This is a genomic window from Lelliottia sp. 7254-16 (genome assembly GCF_002922995.1).
In the GTDB taxonomy this organism is placed as follows: Bacteria; Pseudomonadota; Gammaproteobacteria; order Enterobacterales; family Enterobacteriaceae; genus Enterobacter; species Enterobacter jeotgali.
In genome coordinates this window covers 13,343-29,257 of the sequence record NZ_PQVS01000026.1, presented here as the reverse complement: position 1 = coordinate 29,257, position 15,915 = coordinate 13,343, and the positions used below count along the sequence as shown (strand labels likewise).

Here is a 15,915-nt window from a genome sequence, read left to right as displayed (position 1 = left end):
CGACGTTTAGAATCCATGTCACTTTGAGTGCCCACACAGATTGTCTGATAAATTGTTAAAGAGCAGTGCAACGCGGCTTTCGCTCACCGTTGCGAGGTGGCGTATATTACGCTTTCCTCTTTCAGAGTCAACCCTGAATTTCAGGATTTTTTCTCTTCAACCGACCCGGCTGTTTGTGTGAAGTGATTCACATCTGCCGTGTCGATGGAGGCGCATTATAGGGAGTTCTCGTCAGGCCGCAACCGCTAAATGACAGAAAAATGACTGACTGCTGCATTCCACAGCAAAACCCCGCCTTATACCCTTTTGCACACAGACTTATCCACAAGACGACGAAAATTTGAAAATTAACGAGCGATGCGCAAACGTTTTCGTTAAAATGCACGCGCCTGGCAAGGATGCCCCATCAGGTGTGTTAGATGAGTTTTTTACAGGAAAATTGATCTAACGCTCTCTGTAATCGTGAAATCCAGGGGATTTACCATGCAACAACGTCGTCCAGTCCGCCGCGCTCTGCTCAGTGTTTCTGATAAAGCCGGTATCGTTGAATTCGCTCAGGCACTTTCTGCACGCGGCGTAGAGCTGCTGTCCACTGGCGGCACCGCTCGCCTGTTAGCAGATAAAGGTTTGCCTGTGACCGAAGTGTCCGATTACACCGGTTTCCCGGAAATGATGGATGGACGCGTAAAAACCCTGCATCCCAAAGTTCACGGCGGCATTCTGGGCCGTCGCGGTCAGGATGACGGTATTATGGAACAACACGAGATCGCGCCAATCGATATGGTTGTCGTTAACCTGTATCCGTTTGCTCAAACTGTTGCTCGCGAAAACTGCTCTCTTGAAGATGCGGTCGAGAACATCGACATCGGCGGCCCAACCATGGTGCGCTCCGCCGCGAAGAACCATAAAGATGTGGCTATCGTAGTAAAGAGCAGCGACTACGACACCATTATTAAAGAGATGGACGCCAACGACGGCTCTCTCCTGCTGGAAACCCGTTTCGACCTCGCCATAAAAGCTTTCGAACACACCGCCGCGTACGACAGCATGATCGCCAACTACTTCGGCAGCCTTGTTCCCGCCTACCACGGCGAGAGCAAAGAGCCTTCTGGCCGCTTCCCGCGCACCCTGAATCTGAACTTCATTAAGAAGCAGGATATGCGTTACGGCGAGAACAGCCATCAGAACGCCGCCTTCTATATAGAAGAAGAGATCAAAGAAGCTTCCGTTGCCACCGCTCAACAGGTTCAGGGCAAAGCGCTTTCCTATAACAACATTGCCGATACCGACGCGGCGCTGGAATGCGTGAAAGAGTTCAGCGAGCCAGCCTGCGTAATCGTCAAACACGCGAATCCATGCGGCGTTGCGGTTAGCACCTCTATTCTGGACGCATACGATCGCGCATATAAGACTGACCCGACCTCTGCTTTTGGCGGCATTATTGCTTTCAACCGTGAACTGGATGCTGAAACGGCACAGGCGATTATCTCCCGCCAGTTTGTCGAAGTGATTATTGCCCCTTCCGCTACGGAAGAAGCGCTGAAGGTAACCGCCGCCAAGCAGAACGTCCGTGTGCTGGTTTGTGGCCAGTGGGCTGAGCGCGTTTCAGGTCTCGATTTCAAACGTGTCAACGGTGGCTTGCTGGTTCAGGATCGCGATCTGGGCATGGTGACCGCAAGCGATCTGCGCGTGGTCAGCAAACGCCAGCCGACCGAGCAGGAGCTGCGTGATGCGCTGTTCTGCTGGAAAGTGGCGAAATTCGTCAAATCCAATGCCATTGTTTATTCCAAAGAGAACATGACCATCGGCATTGGTGCGGGCCAGATGAGCCGCGTCTACTCCGCGAAAATCGCCGGGATTAAAGCGGGCGATGAAGGGCTGGAAGTGAAAGGCTCCGCAATGGCGTCCGACGCCTTCTTCCCGTTCCGCGATGGTATTGATGCCGCGGCGGCAGTGGGTGTGACCTGTGTTATCCAGCCAGGCGGTTCAATCCGCGATGACGAAGTGATTGCCGCAGCCGACGAACACGGTATCGCGATGATCTTCACCGACATGCGTCACTTCCGCCACTAATCCCGGAGCAGATAATGAAAGTATTAGTCATTGGTAACGGCGGGCGCGAACACGCCCTGGCGTGGAAAGCAGCACAGTCACCGCTGGTGAAATCCGTTTTTGTAGCGCCGGGCAATGCCGGTACCGCACTGGAACCCGCCCTGCAAAACGTCGCTATCGGTGTGACCGATATTCCGGCGCTGCTGAGCTTTGCCCAGAACGAGAAAATCGATCTGACCATCGTCGGCCCGGAAGCACCGCTGGTGATTGGCGTGGTGGATGCCTTCCGCGCCGCTGGTCTGAAAATCTTCGGCCCAACGGAGGGTGCGGCGCAACTCGAAGGCTCTAAAGCCTTCACCAAAGATTTCCTCGCGCGCCACAAAATCCCGACCGGCGAATATCAGAACTTCACCGAAGTAGAACCAGCCCTGGCATATCTGCGTGAGAAAGGCGCACCGATTGTCATCAAGGCCGACGGTCTGGCCGCCGGTAAAGGGGTTATCGTCGCGATGACGCTCGAAGAGGCGGAAGCCGCTGTTCAGGATATGCTGGCAGGTAACGCGTTTGGCGACGCGGGACACCGCATCGTTATCGAAGAGTTCCTCGACGGCGAAGAGGCGAGCTTTATCGTGATGGTCGATGGCGAGCACGTTCTGCCGATGGCCACCAGCCAGGATCATAAACGTGTAGGCAACGGCGATACCGGTCCAAACACCGGCGGCATGGGCGCTTACTCCCCTGCGCCAGTGGTGACTGACGAAGTCCACCAGCGCACGATGGATCGCATCATCTGGCCTACCGTGAAAGGCATGGCGGCAGAAGGCAACACCTACACCGGCTTCCTGTATGCGGGGCTGATGATCGATAAGCAGGGCAACCCGAAGGTCATCGAGTTCAACTGCCGCTTCGGCGACCCGGAAACTCAGCCGATCATGCTGCGCATGAAATCCGACTTGGTCGAACTGTGCCTGGCCGCCTGCGAAGGCAAGCTGGACGAGAAAACCTCCGAGTGGGATGAACGCGCGTCTCTGGGCGTGGTGATCGCTGCCGGTGGTTATCCGGGCAACTATAACAATGGCGATGAGATCCACGGTTTACCGCTGGAAGAGGTCGACGGCGGGAAGGTGTTCCATGCAGGCACCAAACTGGCTGACGACGATCGCGTGTTAACTAACGGGGGCCGCGTCCTGTGCGCCACCGCGCTGGGTCACACCGTTGCCGAAGCACAGAAACGCGCTTACGCGCTGATGAAGGATATCCACTGGGACGGCAGCTTTAGCCGCAGTGATATTGGCTATCGGGCCATTGCCCGTGAGCAAGGCGAGTAAGAAAGTCGTTTACTTCCCCTCTTCCACAGGAAGAGGGGATCGTTCGTAAGCCGGATAAACGTCAGCGTCATCCGGCTCATCCGCACAGAATCAGAAATTCTTTTCCGTCGGCTGCCAGGTACAGAAATCTTCGTTCGCCACCAGCAGCAGCTGCGATCCTTCCGGCGCTTCAAGCCAGGCAATACTCACTTCCATCGATGAGTGACGCTGACGGCGTTCGATATGTTCTGTCGCCCAGGCTTCAAGATCAGGCTTCACGGTTTGCCCTTCGCAGGTGGTCACAGTGCCATCGGAATGCCAGCGCCCCTGACGCAACACCACACGCCCCTGGCGCAGTGCATCGCTGGTCTGACGTACCTGAGTGGCACGATAACGGTACAGGGCTATTTGATCGCTGGAGAGCTGCTGTTTTTGGCCGTTGATCTCGCGCTGCATAAAGCTCAGCTCGCCGTGGTCATCAAAACGCACTCGGACGTGTTCGGGGGTTTTACTGTAGATATTGAGTTCAATCAGCGACAGAATGTCACCTTGCCAGCGGTACTCGGCGGTTGACGTGTTGCCGTTGTGCCACGGACTGAATGCGGAGAGCAGGTGAACGTCGTCACCGGAATCTTTACGCCAGACCCGCACCGCGCCTTGATCGTCAGCATATCCGCTGGCAGTAAAGGGTGGCAGGGTGGAGTCATGACTACAGGCAGAGAGCAGCAGGACTCCTGCCAGCGCAAGCGAACGACGCCAGAAAAACAAAAGGGGCGAAACCGCCCCCTTGTTAAAACTGTTCACTGCCACGCCGTCTTACTTAACAGCGTCTTTCAGTGCTTTGCCAGAAACAAATGCCGGCACGTTTGCAGCGGCGATTTTGATTTCTTTACCGGTCTGCGGGTTGCGGCCAGTACGCTCAGCGCGGTGGTTCACTTTGAAGGTACCGAAACCAACCAGTTGTACAGCATCGCCTTCTTTCAGAGACTCAGTAATAGCAGCCAGGGTGGATTCCAGAGCAGCTTTAGCCTGCACCTTGGACAGATCAGCCTTGTCCGCAATTACATCAATCAGTTGAGTCTTGTTCATAAGTTATCCTTTCAATGTGTTTATCGCTTGCTAAGCATCGAGTGCGACGAAAATGCCAAAAAAGCACTCTCCTGCATACACGCACCGATAGCCACTTTTTTTCGCCCCCCAAATGTAGACCAGACGGGGGGCAGAAGGGAAGAGTCGAGGTGCGACAAAACAGGCGTTAAATCACGTTTTATTGTCTCATTGGTTAAAAATTATACCAATATTACTCTCGCCAGCCTCGCGTAAGTCCGCGCGCAGGCCTTTTATCAGTTCAATATCGCGTTCTTCGCAGTCGGCCAAAAGTCGGAATATTTCCCACTGAATGTCCCATTCCTGCTCAACGGCCGGGTTCGCACGCAGCTCTTCATCGGTCATTTCGCGACCTTCCTGGGTCATTTCCAGCATCGCCACGGTAGTAATTGAAGCCTTACTGACTTCGATAGCGTGCTCGAGAGTTTCACCGCTCAGACGGGAGTGAAGCAGTTCGCTCAGCGCCACGCAGGCGTCGATTGCCGGATAGACGCCATACAGATCGTAGTCATCAGCAGCAGGGATCGCCTCTTCCAGCTTTTCGAGCTGAGAATCGAAATTCACTTTGGCATCTTTGACCGTCAGCGTTTCCCAAATCAGGTCGAGAATACGGCGATAAATCTGGCCTTCACCAAATCCAGTCTGCTTGCAGAAGGTGGCATAGTTGGGGTACATGCGCTCGCACAGGCAGGCCATAAAGGTGACGTGCTGCCAGCTTTCCAGCTTCTCAAGGCGCAGATGAATCGGGTTTTGTAACATGATGATGTCTCGAATCGGAAATTAGCCGCAGTTTACCTGAATCAACGCTGAATTTCCTGCCAACGAACAAATGCCGGACGCGCCGATGCGACTGCATCAGCCCAGCGCGTCGGCTCCGGTAGACGGTAGCCTTTCATACAGCGCTGCACCCATGCCAGCGCGCCGTCGGTGCTCACACGATGCCCCGTCGCGACAAACAGCGGATTACAACGCGCTTTACTGCGCCAGACCCACGCCAGCTGCTCGCCCTTATCCATCAGCGGCGCCAGTGCGCCGGGTTCGGCGGAGAGCGGCTCAAATTTGCCGCACAGGCGTTTTTTCGCCACGCCGATCGTCGGCACATCCACCAGCAGACCAAAATGGCTGGCCACACCGAGGCGGCGCGGATGGGAAATCCCATGACCGTCGACAAACAGCAGATCGGGTTTTTGCGAGAGTTGTTCCCACGCTGCCAGCAGCGCGGGATATTCACGAAAGGAGAGAAAGCCCGGAATGTAAGGCATGGTGGTGGCGATACGCGCCACTTTGTACTCCACCAGCTCCAGCGCGGGCCAGGTTAAGAGCACCATCGCGGCTCGCGTCACTTCCCCGCCCTGCTCAAATCCAACATCGGCTCCGGCGATCAACGCCGGAGGATCTTTGTCAAAACGATCCTCGCGGGAAACCGACGAGGCCAGTTCGATTTGCTGGGCGCGTAACGACGCGAGATCCATACTCACTCCCTACTGGTGATAAGGCGCAGAAAGTCGGTGTACTGCCTCCACAAACGCGCCCGCGTGCTCTGGCGGAACGTCCTGGTGGATGCCGTGGCCGAGGTTAAAGACATGGCCTTCACCCTTGCCGAATCCGGCCAGAATGGTCGCCACTTCTTCTTCAATGCGCGCAGGCTGCGCGTAGAGCATGGACGGGTCCATATTGCCCTGCAGCGCCACTTTGTCACCCACGCGACGACGCGCATCGCCGATGTCCGTCGTCCAGTCGAGACCCAGCGCATCACACCCGGTCGCGGCCAGCGCTTCGAGCCACTGCCCGCCGCCTTTGGTAAACAGCGTCACTGGCACGCGACGGCCTTCGTTTTCACGCAGCAGGCCATCGACAATTTTATGCATGTAGTACAGGGAGAACTGCTGATAATCGCGCCCGGTCAGCACGCCGCCCCAGGTATCGAAAATCATCACCGACTGCGCGCCCGCTTTGATTTGGGCGTTCAGGTACAGGGTGACGCTCTTCGCCAGCTTGTCGAGCAGCGCATGCAGCGCCAGCGGCTCGGCGTACATCATCTTTTTGATCACCGTGAAGGCTTTGCTGCTGCCGCCTTCCACCATGTAGGTCGCCAGCGTCCACGGGCTGCCAGAGAAGCCGATCAGCGGCACTTCGCCTTTTAGCTCGCGGCGGATAGTACGCACCGCATTCATGACGTAGCCCAGTTCCTGCTCAGGATCGGGGATCGGCAGCTTATCAACGTCGGCTTTGCTCTTTATCGGCGAGGTAAAACGCGGGCCTTCACCGGTTTCGAAATAGAGGCCCAGCCCCATCGCGTCCGGAATGGTCAGGATATCTGAAAAAAGGATCGCCGCATCGAGCGGGAAACGGCGCAGCGGCTGCAGCGTGACTTCGCAGGCCAGCTCCGCGTTCTTGCACAGAGACATAAAATCGCCCGCCTCGGCGCGCGTAGCTTTGTACTCCGGCAAATAACGGCCCGCCTGGCGCATCATCCACACCGGGGTGATATCAACGGGTTGGCGCAGCAGCGCACGCAGATAACGATCGTTCTTCAGTTCGGTCATTTTTGCAGTTCCTTAAGCGTCATGCCGCCAGTTTAACACGTCATTCATATTCAGCCCGGCACATTGCCACCGTATCTTCGATCAGTCGGCGCGCCACGGTGCCCGGCGGCGGGAGGAGCGGTAAATTGTCGTAGCGATACCAGTTGGCTTCCAGCAGCTCTTTTTGGTCAATCACAATCTCGCCGCTGTCATAATCCGCCATAAACGCAGTCATCAGCGACATCGGGAACGGCCACGGCTGGGAGGTGACGTAACGCAGGTTTTTCACCTTGATACTGCTCTCTTCCATCACTTCGCGGGCCACGGCCTGCTCCAGCGTTTCGCCCACTTCGACGAACCCGGCCAGCACCGTATGCACGCCGTTGCGATGGCGCGTATGTTGCGCCAGCAAAATGGAATCATCACGGCGAATAGCGACGATAATGCACGGGGCGATTTGCGGATAGTAGCGCTCGCGACAGTGGTTACAGAGCATGGCCCACTCGGTTTTGCTGCGGTGCATGGCGTGCCCACAGTAGCCGCAATATTTATGCGATCGGAAAAACTCGGCCAGCTGCACGCCGCGCCCGGCCAACTGGAACAGGCCGACATCCAGATCGAGCACCTGGCGAACCGATCCCATCTCGTGATGGCGATGCAGCTGGATCAACCACACGGGATCGCCCTGCCATTCGCCGATCCTCAGCGCCTGTTGCCCCGCAAGATCGAAATTTTCAGCGTCGCCGTAAGGTAATTCTCCGCCGGGCAACCATAATTTTTGTTCGTGACTGACGATCCACCAGCCGCGATCTAATTTTTCAATTATACGATCCATATCTATTGCACTACCTTTGCTTCACAGGCATGTTGATAACAATATTCTTACATTTTTGGGTGGCCAGCTTTTTCATCTTAACCTTGTGGAGTCAAACATGCTAAACCAGCTAGAAAGCCTGACAGAGCGCGTTGGAGGAAGTCATCACCTGGTCGATCGCTGGCTGCACGTGCGCAAACATTTGCTTGTTGCCTACTACAATCTGGTTGGCATTAAGCCTGGCAAAGAATCGTATATGCGGTTGAATGAAAAAGCGCTGGATGATTTTTGTCAAAGCCTGGTCGACTACCTTTCCGACGGTCATTTTAATCTATATGAACGTATTATTCGCGAAATGGAAGGGACGACGCCGTATTTAGCGGCGACTAAACTCTATCCGCTGCTGGAGGCCAATACCCAGCAGATCATGGACTATTACGACTCCACGCTCGAAAACGCCATCGACCAGGACAATTATCTGGAGTTCCAGCAGGCTCTTTCCGATCTCGGCGAGGCGATGGAAGTGCGATTCACGCTGGAAGACAAGCTCATCGCCCTGGTGCTGGACAGCAATCTGAAGGCCAGCAACGAAGACAACATCGCGCGACCGGCTTGAGTTCTTAAGCGTTAACGAGTAATTTACAAATACCGCGTCTGCACTGCAGGCGTGTTTTCTTGTCGGAGTGCCCAGTACAGAAATGTACGGGCTGAGACCGTTAATTCGGGATCCGCGGAACCTGATCAGGCTAATACCTGCGAAGGGAACAAGAGTCAAAAAGCTGTTGTATCGCCCTCCCCTGGGTGAGCACTTCTCTTAGTTCATCCGTCGTCTGACAAGCCACTCCTTACTTTTTTGGAATGAGCTATGTCTGCCACTAAACTGACCCGCCGCGAACAGCGCGCACAAGCCCAACACTTCATCGACACCCTGGAAGGCACCGCTTTCCCGAATTCCAAACGCATTTACATCACCGGTTCGCAGGCCGATATCCGCGTGCCGATGCGTGAAATCCAGCTCAGCCCGACACTCATCGGCGGCAGCAAAGAGAATCCCCAGTTTGAAGACAACGAAGCGGTACCGGTTTACGACACCTCTGGCCCTTACGGTGATACGGATGTGGCCATTAATGTGCAGCAGGGTCTGGCAAAACTGCGTCAGCCGTGGATTGAAGCGCGTGAGGATAGCGAATTCCTGACTGACCGTAGCTCCGCATACACCAAAGAACGTCTGGCCGACGATGGCCTGGACGAGCTGCGCTTCACCGGTCTGTTGACGCCGAAACGTGCCAAAGCAGGCAAATGTGTGACTCAGTTACACTACGCCCGCTTAGGCGTCGTGACGCCGGAGATGGAGTTCATTGCGATTCGCGAAAACATGGGTCGCGAGCGCATCCGCAGCGAAGTGCTGCGCCACCAGCATCCTGGCGAAGGCTTTGGCGCTCGCCTGCCGGAGAACATCACCCCGGAATTTGTGCGCGACGAAGTCGCCGCCGGACGGGCGATTATCCCCGCCAACATTAACCATCCGGAATCGGAGCCGATGATTATCGGCCGCAACTTCCTGGTGAAAGTGAACGCCAACATCGGTAACTCCGCGGTCACCTCTTCCATCGAAGAAGAGGTCGAAAAACTGGTGTGGTCCACCCGCTGGGGCGCAGACACGGTGATGGATCTCTCCACCGGGCGCTACATTCACGAAACTCGCGAGTGGATCTTGCGTAATAGCCCGGTGCCGATCGGCACTGTTCCGATCTACCAGGCGCTGGAGAAAGTCAACGGGATCGCTGAAGATCTTACCTGGGAAGCCTTCCGCGACACCCTTCTGGAACAGGCGGAACAGGGGGTGGATTACTTCACCATCCACGCCGGGGTATTGCTGCGTTACGTGCCGATGACCGCTAAACGTCTGACCGGGATTGTGTCGCGCGGCGGCTCGATTATGGCGAAATGGTGCCTGTCGCATCATCAGGAAAACTTTCTCTACGAACACTTCCGTGAGATTTGCGAAATCTGCGCCGCGTACGATGTCTCTCTGTCGCTGGGCGACGGCCTGCGTCCGGGCTCCATTCGCGACGCCAACGATGAAGCTCAGTTTGCCGAGCTACACACTCTGGGCGAGCTGACCAAAATCGCCTGGGAATATGACGTACAGGTGATGATCGAAGGCCCGGGCCACGTGCCGATGCAAATGATCCGTCGCAACATGACCGAAGAGCTGGAGCATTGTCACGAAGCACCGTTCTACACCCTGGGGCCGCTGACCACCGATATTGCGCCGGGTTACGACCACTTCACTTCCGGTATCGGCGCGGCGATGATCGGCTGGTTTGGCTGCGCGATGCTCTGCTACGTTACCCCGAAAGAACACCTCGGCCTGCCGAACAAAGAGGACGTGAAGCAGGGGTTGATCACCTACAAAATCGCAGCCCATGCTGCCGATTTAGCCAAAGGCCACCCTGGTGCGCAGATCCGCGATAACGCGATGTCCAAAGCACGCTTCGAATTCCGCTGGGAAGACCAGTTCAATCTGGCCCTCGACCCGTTCACCGCGCGCGCCTATCACGATGAAACCCTGCCGCAGGAGTCCGGCAAAGTGGCGCACTTCTGCTCCATGTGCGGGCCAAAATTCTGCTCGATGAAAATCAGCCAGGAAGTACGCGATTACGCTGCGAAGCAGGTTATCGAAGTGGGTATGGCCGATATGTCAGAAAACTTCCGCGCCAAAGGCGGCGAAATCTACCTCAAAAAAGAGGAGGCGTAATGGTTCAGCCCAATTTCCCAACCGTGCCCCAGCGCTTAGGGCTTTACCCGGTTGTCGACAGCGTGGAATGGATTGAGCGCCTGCTGAAGGCTGGCGTCAAAACGCTCCAGTTACGTATCAAAGACAAGCGTGATGAAGAGGTGGAGAGTGATGTTTCAGCCGCCATTGAACTGGGGCGCCGTTTTGACGCCCGGTTATTTATTAACGACTACTGGCAACTGGCAATTAAGCACCAGGCGTATGGTGTGCATCTGGGTCAGGAGGATCTGGAAACCGCCGATCTGAACGCCATTCGCGAGGCCGGTCTGCGTCTGGGCGTGTCGACTCACGATGATATGGAGATCGACGTGGCGCTCGCCGCACGACCTTCCTATATCGCGCTCGGTCACGTCTTTCCGACCCAAACCAAACAGATGCCGTCGGCCCCGCAGGGGCTGGCGCAACTGGCACGCCACATCACCCGTCTGGGCGATTACCCAACCGTTGCCATCGGCGGCATTAGTCTGGAGCGCGCCCCGGCGGTGCTGGAGACCGGCGTCGGCAGTATCGCGGTGGTCAGCGCCATCACCCAGGCGACGGACTGGCAGGCAGCCACAGCGCAGCTGTTGCAACTGGCGGGAGCGGGCGATGAATGACAGCGACTTTATGCGCTACAGCCGCCAGATCCTGCTGGAGGATATCGCCGTCGACGGTCAACAAAAGCTGCTCGACAGCCGGGTATTGATTGTCGGGCTGGGCGGGCTCGGAGCGCCTGCTGCGCTGTATCTGGCCGGAGCGGGCATCGGGACGCTGGTATTAGCCGACGATGACGATATCCACCTGAGCAATCTGCAGCGGCAGATCCTGTTCACTGCCGAGGATGTGAACGCGTCAAAAGCGCAGGTCACCAGCCAACGGCTGAACGCGCTCAACCCCGAAATTCAGCTTATCCCGGTGCAACAGCGGCTGGAAGGAGAAGCCCTGCGTCAGGAGGTTGCCCGCGCGGACGTAGTGCTGGATTGCACCGACAATATGGCAACACGTCAGGCGATCAACGCCGCCTGCGTTGCACTTAATACGCCGCTCATCACCGCCAGCGCCGTTGGGTTCGGCGGGCAGATGATGGTGCTGACGCCGCCGTGGGTGCAGGGCTGCTACCGCTGCCTGTGGCCGGACGACGAAGAGCCGCAGCGCAACTGCCGCACGGCAGGCATTCTCGGGCCAGTCGTTGGCGTGATGGGAACCTTGCAGGCGCTGGAGGCCATAAAGCTGCTCAGCGGAATGGCGACGCCGCGCAATACACTGCGCATGTTCGATGGCCGCTCGGGTAACTGGCGACATCTGGCGCTCCAGCGTGCAACGGGTTGTACCGTATGCGGAGGGCATCATGCGGATTCTGTTTAACGATGAACCGATGCAGTGCGAAGAGGGGCTAACCATCGCCGCACTTCTCGACCAGCTACGCCAGTTGAAACCCGGCGCGGCGCTGGCTCTTAACCAACAGATCCTGCCGCGCGAGCAGTGGGACATTCAGCAGGTGCACGACGGCGATCAGATCCTGCTTTTTCAGGTCATCGCGGGAGGCTGACATGTTACGTATTGCCGATAAAACCTTTGATTCACATCTGTTCACCGGCACCGGAAAATTCGCGTCGCCGCAGCTGATGGTCGATGCCATTCGCGAGAGCGGCAGCCAACTGGTCACGCTGGCGATGAAGCGCGTGGACCTGCGCAATCATAGCGATGCGATTCTGGCCCCACTGCTGGCCGCAGGCGTGACGCTGCTGCCAAACACCTCCGGCGCGAAAACCGCAGAAGAAGCAGTGTTTGCCGCCCAGCTGGCACGTGAAGCGCTGGGTACAAGCTGGCTGAAACTGGAAATCCACCCGGACGCGCGCTGGCTGCTGCCCGATCCCATCGAAACGCTGAAAGCCGCCGAGTTGCTGGTTAAACAGGGGTTTACCGTTCTGCCTTACTGCGGCGCGGACCCCGTGCTCTGCAAGCGTCTTGAGGAAGCCGGTTGCGCGGCGGTGATGCCGCTTGGCGCACCGATTGGCTCCAATCAGGGGCTGGAGACCCGCGCGATGCTGGAGATCATCATCGAGCAGGCCACCGTTCCCGTGATCGTCGATGCGGGCATCGGCGTGCCGAGCCATGCGGCGCAGGCGCTGGAGATGGGGGCCGACGCCGTACTCGTCAACACGGCCATTGCGGTGGCTGACGATCCGGTGATGATGGCGCGCGCATTTCGCCTTGCAGTAGACGCAGGCGTGCTGGCGCGTCAGTCCGGGCCAGGTTCGCGCAGTTTTCAGGCGCAGGCCACTAGCCCGCTGACCGGTTTTCTGGAGGCGTACTCATGAGCACCTTTATCGACCGATGGCGCGAGTTGAACTGGGACGACATTCGTCTGAGGATCAACAGCAAAACCGCCGCAGACGTCGAGCGCGCCCTGAATTCGCGGCATGTGACCCGCGAGGACATGATGGCCCTGCTCTCCCCTGCTGCTAGCGCGTATCTTGAGCCGATGGCGCAGCGCGCACAGCGGCTCACTCGTCAGCGCTTTGGCAACACGGTGAGCTTTTACGTGCCACTTTATCTCTCCAATCTTTGCGCCAATGATTGCACCTACTGCGGCTTTTCCATGAGTAACCGCATCAAGCGTAAAACCCTCGACGAGAACGAGATTGCCCGTGAATGTGCCGCCATCAGAGAGATGGGCTTTGAGCATCTTCTGCTGGTCACTGGTGAGCACCAGGGAAAAGTGGGAATGGATTATTTTCGCCAGCATCTGCCCGCTATCCGCCGCCGATTTTCCTCATTGCAGATGGAAGTTCAGCCTCTTTCCGAAGACGAGTACGCCGAGCTGAAAACCCTCGGTCTGGACGGCGTAATGGTCTATCAGGAGACCTATCACGAAGCCATGTACGCCCGACACCACCTGAAAGGCAAAAAGCAGGATTTTTTCTTCCGCCTGGAAACGCCGGACCGGCTGGGACGGGCGGGGATCGACAAAATCGGTCTCGGCGCGCTGATTGGGCTGTCCGACAGCTGGCGCGTGGATTGCTTTATGGTGGCGGAGCATCTGCTGTGGCTCCAGCAGCACTACTGGCAAAGCCGGTACTCAATCTCGTTCCCACGCTTACGGCCCTGCACAGGCGGCATCGAACCGGCGTCGATCATGGATGAACGCCAGTTGGTGCAAACTATTTGCGCGTTTCGTCTGCTGGCACCGGAAGTGGAGTTGTCATTATCCACCCGGGAGTCACCGGAGTTTCGCGATCAGGTCATTCCTTTAGCCATCAATAACGTCAGTGCGTTTTCAAAAACCCAGCCAGGCGGTTATGCGGACAACAATCCCGAGCTGGAGCAGTTCGCCCCACACGATGGCCGTCGGCCTGAAGAGGTTGCCAGCGCACTTAGCAGACAAGGATTACAGCCGGTGTGGAAAGACTGGGACAGCTGGCTGGGACGCGCCTCGCAGTGATGCTGAAACGGAATGTAACGACCGCGAAAGATCCCGAGAAGACTCGGAGCATCGTAATCTGGCGATAGCAGAACCGCGCCCGATTTTTTAACCTGATACAGTCAGCAATGGATGCTGACCAGGGCGAAAAGCTTCTTCCTCGTTTCGCCCTGCCTTCAACAAAGCAGGGCGATTCCGCTCGGCTCTTAAGATAAATCATCTTGCCCTGAAATCTGAGAAGTATAATTAACCAGTGTCCTTTCTGAATTTTCACGCTTTTTATCTTCTGGGTTTCTGAAAACACATGTCTCTTCACAGCAAGAAGCTTTCATTTACCACGCCGATCCTGGTGAGTTTCTCAGGGATTCTCATCGCATTTATTCTGATCGCAGTATTTATTACGCTGACGCAGAGGAAAGATTTTGTAGAGGATTATCATAATATTAACCGCAACTTTACCCATAACCTGGCGGTGAACTATACAGAGTCTATCCTGCGCGAAAACGACTATATTCTTGGGCGTGCCGCGACGTACTTTTCGCGTAACGATAAGCTCGATGAAACGGTGAACGTCGATCCAGAAAAAGGCGTGCAGGTGCTGATGCAATTGCAAAATCTGATGCCGACCGTCTCCTCAGTCTCGCTGGCAGATTCACAAGGGCATTATTTGCGGGCGCCTGACGTGCTTCCTGCCGACGGCAGCGAAGCCGTAGATGTCCGCACCCGGCCCTGGTTTATCCGTCAGGCGGAAGCGAGCATTTTCAGCCACTATACCTCTCCCTACATGGATTATTTTCTCCATCAGCCGACGGTGACGATCTTTAAGCCTGTCATTTCACCTGAAGGGAAACTCAAGGGAACACTGGCTTTCCATCTCGACCTGACCGTAATGGGCTATACGCTGCGTCAGATGGTGGCCCCGGTTCAGGGCGAGTTTTTTGTGGTGGATCGCGACGGAAAAGTGGTTCTCCATCCTGATACTGGCGCACTCTTCAAACAATACCTGAGTGAAGATGTCATGAGCCGAATGACCAGCGGCGAAGGCCATGTCTTCGATGGCAAAACCGGGTTCTGGTATTACTATTATTCGTTTACGAATCCAGATTGGTTCGTGATTTATCGCGTGGCCGATTCCACATTAAAAGACATTACCCGGCACGAAACAAATATCGTTAGCTGGGGATTTGCCCTCGCCGCCATCGTGATTATTTTATTTGGCCTTTATCTGCGTCACGCGTCGCGTACGGTGCTGATGAACATCATCCATGCCATTAAAACCGGCGAAGTGAATAGCGCACCGCGCCTGGAATCAACGCTCAGTAAAACCATTCTGACCAACAAAGAGCGTGAGCGGGATTACGTTCGTCAGGCCACTGTCGACGCTCTGACAGGCTGTAAGAATCGTCGCGCCTTTGATAGCGACATTGCGGCACTGATGCAAGAGCATCAGCACTTTGCGCTGGCACTGGTGGACATTGATAATTTCAAATCAATTAATGACACCTGGGGTCATCTGAGTGGCGATATTGTGCTGCGTAACGTCGCCAGAGAAGGGATTCAGGTGATGCAGCCTGAGCATATTTCCGTGTATCGCTACGGCGGTGAAGAATTCGCAATCCTCTTCCCGACAGACCATCTCGACGCCGCCTTCCGCCTGGTGGAAACATGGCGTCTTCAGGTGGCTGAACGCACCTGGCGTGAAGAGGGATTGCAGGTTACCTTCAGCGCCGGGCTGGGAGAGTGGCACTTTGAGCCCCTTGAACAACTTATTGGTAGCGTAGACGAAGCGTTATACAAAGCCAAACAGCAGGGAAAAAACAGAATTCTACGTACCTCCTGACTCTTACGACCCGCCTTTCCGACTGCCCGCATTTCGCGGGCATCATTGCTCTTAAGTAAAAATTGTA

16 protein-coding genes and 1 riboswitch are annotated in these 15,915 nt (G+C 56.2%); of the genes, 10 read left to right on the top strand and 6 right to left on the bottom strand.

Annotated features, from left to right (window positions below; genetic code table 11):
• Positions 1-483 precede the first annotated feature (483 nt).
• Together purH and purD are read left to right on the top strand one after the other, a co-directional pair.
• Positions 484-2,073: a bifunctional phosphoribosylaminoimidazolecarboxamide formyltransferase/IMP cyclohydrolase gene (purH, locus tag C3708_RS22885; protein ID WP_095280299.1), complete on the top strand. Its 1,590-nt coding sequence runs from the start codon at positions 484-486 to the stop codon at positions 2,071-2,073.
• A 14-nt stretch (positions 2,074-2,087) separates the two neighbouring features.
• Positions 2,088-3,380, top strand: a complete 1,293-nt coding sequence (gene purD, locus C3708_RS22880; protein WP_103950386.1) for a phosphoribosylamine--glycine ligase — start codon at positions 2,088-2,090, stop codon at positions 3,378-3,380.
• A gap of 90 nt (positions 3,381-3,470) precedes the next feature.
• Here the strand turns inward: purD and C3708_RS22875 are convergent, their stop codons facing one another.
• The 6 genes from C3708_RS22875 to nudC form a co-directional block, all read right to left on the bottom strand.
• Positions 3,471-4,163, bottom strand: coding sequence for a DUF1481 domain-containing protein (locus tag C3708_RS22875; RefSeq protein WP_103948316.1), 693 nt, complete (start codon positions 4,161-4,163; stop codon positions 3,471-3,473).
• A 12-nt stretch (positions 4,164-4,175) separates the two neighbouring features.
• Positions 4,176-4,448 carry a nucleoid-associated protein HU-alpha gene (hupA, locus tag C3708_RS22870; protein WP_002445246.1) on the bottom strand — a complete coding sequence of 91 codons (273 nt, stop codon included), beginning with the start codon at positions 4,446-4,448 and terminating at the stop codon, positions 4,176-4,178.
• A 186-nt stretch (positions 4,449-4,634) separates the two neighbouring features.
• Positions 4,635-5,225, bottom strand: a complete 591-nt coding sequence (locus tag C3708_RS22865) for a YjaG family protein (RefSeq protein WP_103950385.1) — start codon at positions 5,223-5,225, stop codon at positions 4,635-4,637.
• Between the two features lie 41 nt (positions 5,226-5,266).
• The gene (gene nfi / locus C3708_RS22860) at positions 5,267-5,938 is read right to left on the bottom strand and encodes a deoxyribonuclease V (RefSeq protein WP_103950384.1); all 672 of its coding nucleotides are present in this window, start codon (positions 5,936-5,938) and stop codon (positions 5,267-5,269) included.
• 9 nt (positions 5,939-5,947) lie between these two features.
• Complete coding sequence (gene hemE, locus C3708_RS22855; protein ID WP_095280294.1) at positions 5,948-7,012, bottom strand: uroporphyrinogen decarboxylase; 1,065 nt, start codon at positions 7,010-7,012, stop codon at positions 5,948-5,950.
• A gap of 40 nt (positions 7,013-7,052) precedes the next feature.
• Positions 7,053-7,826: an NAD(+) diphosphatase gene (nudC, locus tag C3708_RS22850; RefSeq protein ID WP_095280293.1), complete on the bottom strand. Its 774-nt coding sequence runs from the start codon at positions 7,824-7,826 to the stop codon at positions 7,053-7,055.
• A gap of 97 nt (positions 7,827-7,923) precedes the next feature.
• Here nudC and rsd point away from each other — a divergent pair, with 97 nt between their 5' ends.
• The 8 genes from rsd to C3708_RS22810 all read left to right on the top strand — a co-directional run bounded on the left by rsd (position 7,924) and on the right by C3708_RS22810 (position 15,848).
• Positions 7,924-8,421 (top strand): sigma D regulator, encoded by a 498-nt coding sequence (gene rsd, locus C3708_RS22845; RefSeq protein ID WP_095280292.1) that lies wholly within the window; start codon positions 7,924-7,926, stop codon positions 8,419-8,421.
• A 53-nt stretch (positions 8,422-8,474) separates the two neighbouring features.
• Positions 8,475-8,586, top strand: a riboswitch (TPP riboswitch).
• A gap of 84 nt (positions 8,587-8,670) precedes the next feature.
• On the top strand, positions 8,671-10,566 hold the full coding sequence (gene thiC, locus C3708_RS22840; protein WP_103950383.1) for a phosphomethylpyrimidine synthase ThiC: 1,896 nt from the start codon (positions 8,671-8,673) through the stop codon (positions 10,564-10,566).
• The gene (gene thiE, locus C3708_RS22835) at positions 10,566-11,201 is read left to right on the top strand and encodes a thiamine phosphate synthase (RefSeq protein WP_095280290.1); all 636 of its coding nucleotides are present in this window, start codon (positions 10,566-10,568) and stop codon (positions 11,199-11,201) included. The genes thiC and thiE overlap by 1 nt, the downstream gene beginning before the upstream one ends.
• Positions 11,194-11,949 (top strand): HesA/MoeB/ThiF family protein, encoded by a 756-nt coding sequence (locus C3708_RS22830; protein ID WP_103950382.1) that lies wholly within the window; start codon positions 11,194-11,196, stop codon positions 11,947-11,949. The genes thiE and C3708_RS22830 overlap by 8 nt, the downstream gene beginning before the upstream one ends.
• Positions 11,933-12,133, top strand: a complete 201-nt coding sequence (gene thiS / locus C3708_RS22825; RefSeq protein ID WP_103950381.1) for a sulfur carrier protein ThiS — start codon at positions 11,933-11,935, stop codon at positions 12,131-12,133. The genes C3708_RS22830 and thiS overlap by 17 nt, the downstream gene beginning before the upstream one ends.
• Position 12,134: 1 nt before the next feature.
• Positions 12,135-12,905: a thiazole synthase gene (gene thiG, locus C3708_RS22820; RefSeq protein ID WP_103950380.1), complete on the top strand. Its 771-nt coding sequence runs from the start codon at positions 12,135-12,137 to the stop codon at positions 12,903-12,905.
• Positions 12,902-14,029 (top strand): 2-iminoacetate synthase ThiH, encoded by a 1,128-nt coding sequence (gene thiH, locus C3708_RS22815; protein WP_103950379.1) that lies wholly within the window; start codon positions 12,902-12,904, stop codon positions 14,027-14,029. Before thiG ends, thiH begins: the two co-directional genes overlap by 4 nt.
• 283 nt (positions 14,030-14,312) lie before the next feature.
• A complete protein-coding gene (locus C3708_RS22810; protein ID WP_103950378.1) occupies positions 14,313-15,848 on the top strand; it encodes a sensor domain-containing diguanylate cyclase in 1,536 nt (511 codons plus the stop codon).
• Positions 15,849-15,915: the final 67 nt, after the last annotated feature.

What these genes read in the sequence shown, in the direction of transcription:
- purH (WP_095280299.1), top strand. Translation starts at nt 484, where the DNA reads ATGCAACAACGTCGTCCAGTCCGCCGCGCTCTGCTCAGTGTTTCTGAT.
- purD (WP_103950386.1), top strand. Translation starts at nt 2,088, where the DNA reads ATGAAAGTATTAGTCATTGGTAACGGCGGGCGCGAACACGCCCTGGCG.
- hupA (WP_002445246.1), bottom strand. Translation starts at nt 4,448, where the DNA reads ATGAACAAGACTCAACTGATTGATGTAATTGCGGACAAGGCTGATCTG.
- C3708_RS22865 (WP_103950385.1), bottom strand. Translation starts at nt 5,225, where the DNA reads ATGTTACAAAACCCGATTCATCTGCGCCTTGAGAAGCTGGAAAGCTGG.
- nfi (WP_103950384.1), bottom strand. Translation starts at nt 5,938, where the DNA reads ATGGATCTCGCGTCGTTACGCGCCCAGCAAATCGAACTGGCCTCGTCG.
- hemE (WP_095280294.1), bottom strand. Translation starts at nt 7,012, where the DNA reads ATGACCGAACTGAAGAACGATCGTTATCTGCGTGCGCTGCTGCGCCAA.
- nudC (WP_095280293.1), bottom strand. Translation starts at nt 7,826, where the DNA reads ATGGATCGTATAATTGAAAAATTAGATCGCGGCTGGTGGATCGTCAGT.
- rsd (WP_095280292.1), top strand. Translation starts at nt 7,924, where the DNA reads ATGCTAAACCAGCTAGAAAGCCTGACAGAGCGCGTTGGAGGAAGTCAT.
- thiC (WP_103950383.1), top strand. Translation starts at nt 8,671, where the DNA reads ATGTCTGCCACTAAACTGACCCGCCGCGAACAGCGCGCACAAGCCCAA.
- thiE (WP_095280290.1), top strand. Translation starts at nt 10,566, where the DNA reads ATGGTTCAGCCCAATTTCCCAACCGTGCCCCAGCGCTTAGGGCTTTAC.
- C3708_RS22830 (WP_103950382.1), top strand. Translation starts at nt 11,194, where the DNA reads ATGAATGACAGCGACTTTATGCGCTACAGCCGCCAGATCCTGCTGGAG.
- thiS (WP_103950381.1), top strand. Translation starts at nt 11,933, where the DNA reads ATGCGGATTCTGTTTAACGATGAACCGATGCAGTGCGAAGAGGGGCTA.
- thiG (WP_103950380.1), top strand. Translation starts at nt 12,135, where the DNA reads ATGTTACGTATTGCCGATAAAACCTTTGATTCACATCTGTTCACCGGC.
- thiH (WP_103950379.1), top strand. Translation starts at nt 12,902, where the DNA reads ATGAGCACCTTTATCGACCGATGGCGCGAGTTGAACTGGGACGACATT.
- C3708_RS22810 (WP_103950378.1), top strand. Translation starts at nt 14,313, where the DNA reads ATGTCTCTTCACAGCAAGAAGCTTTCATTTACCACGCCGATCCTGGTG.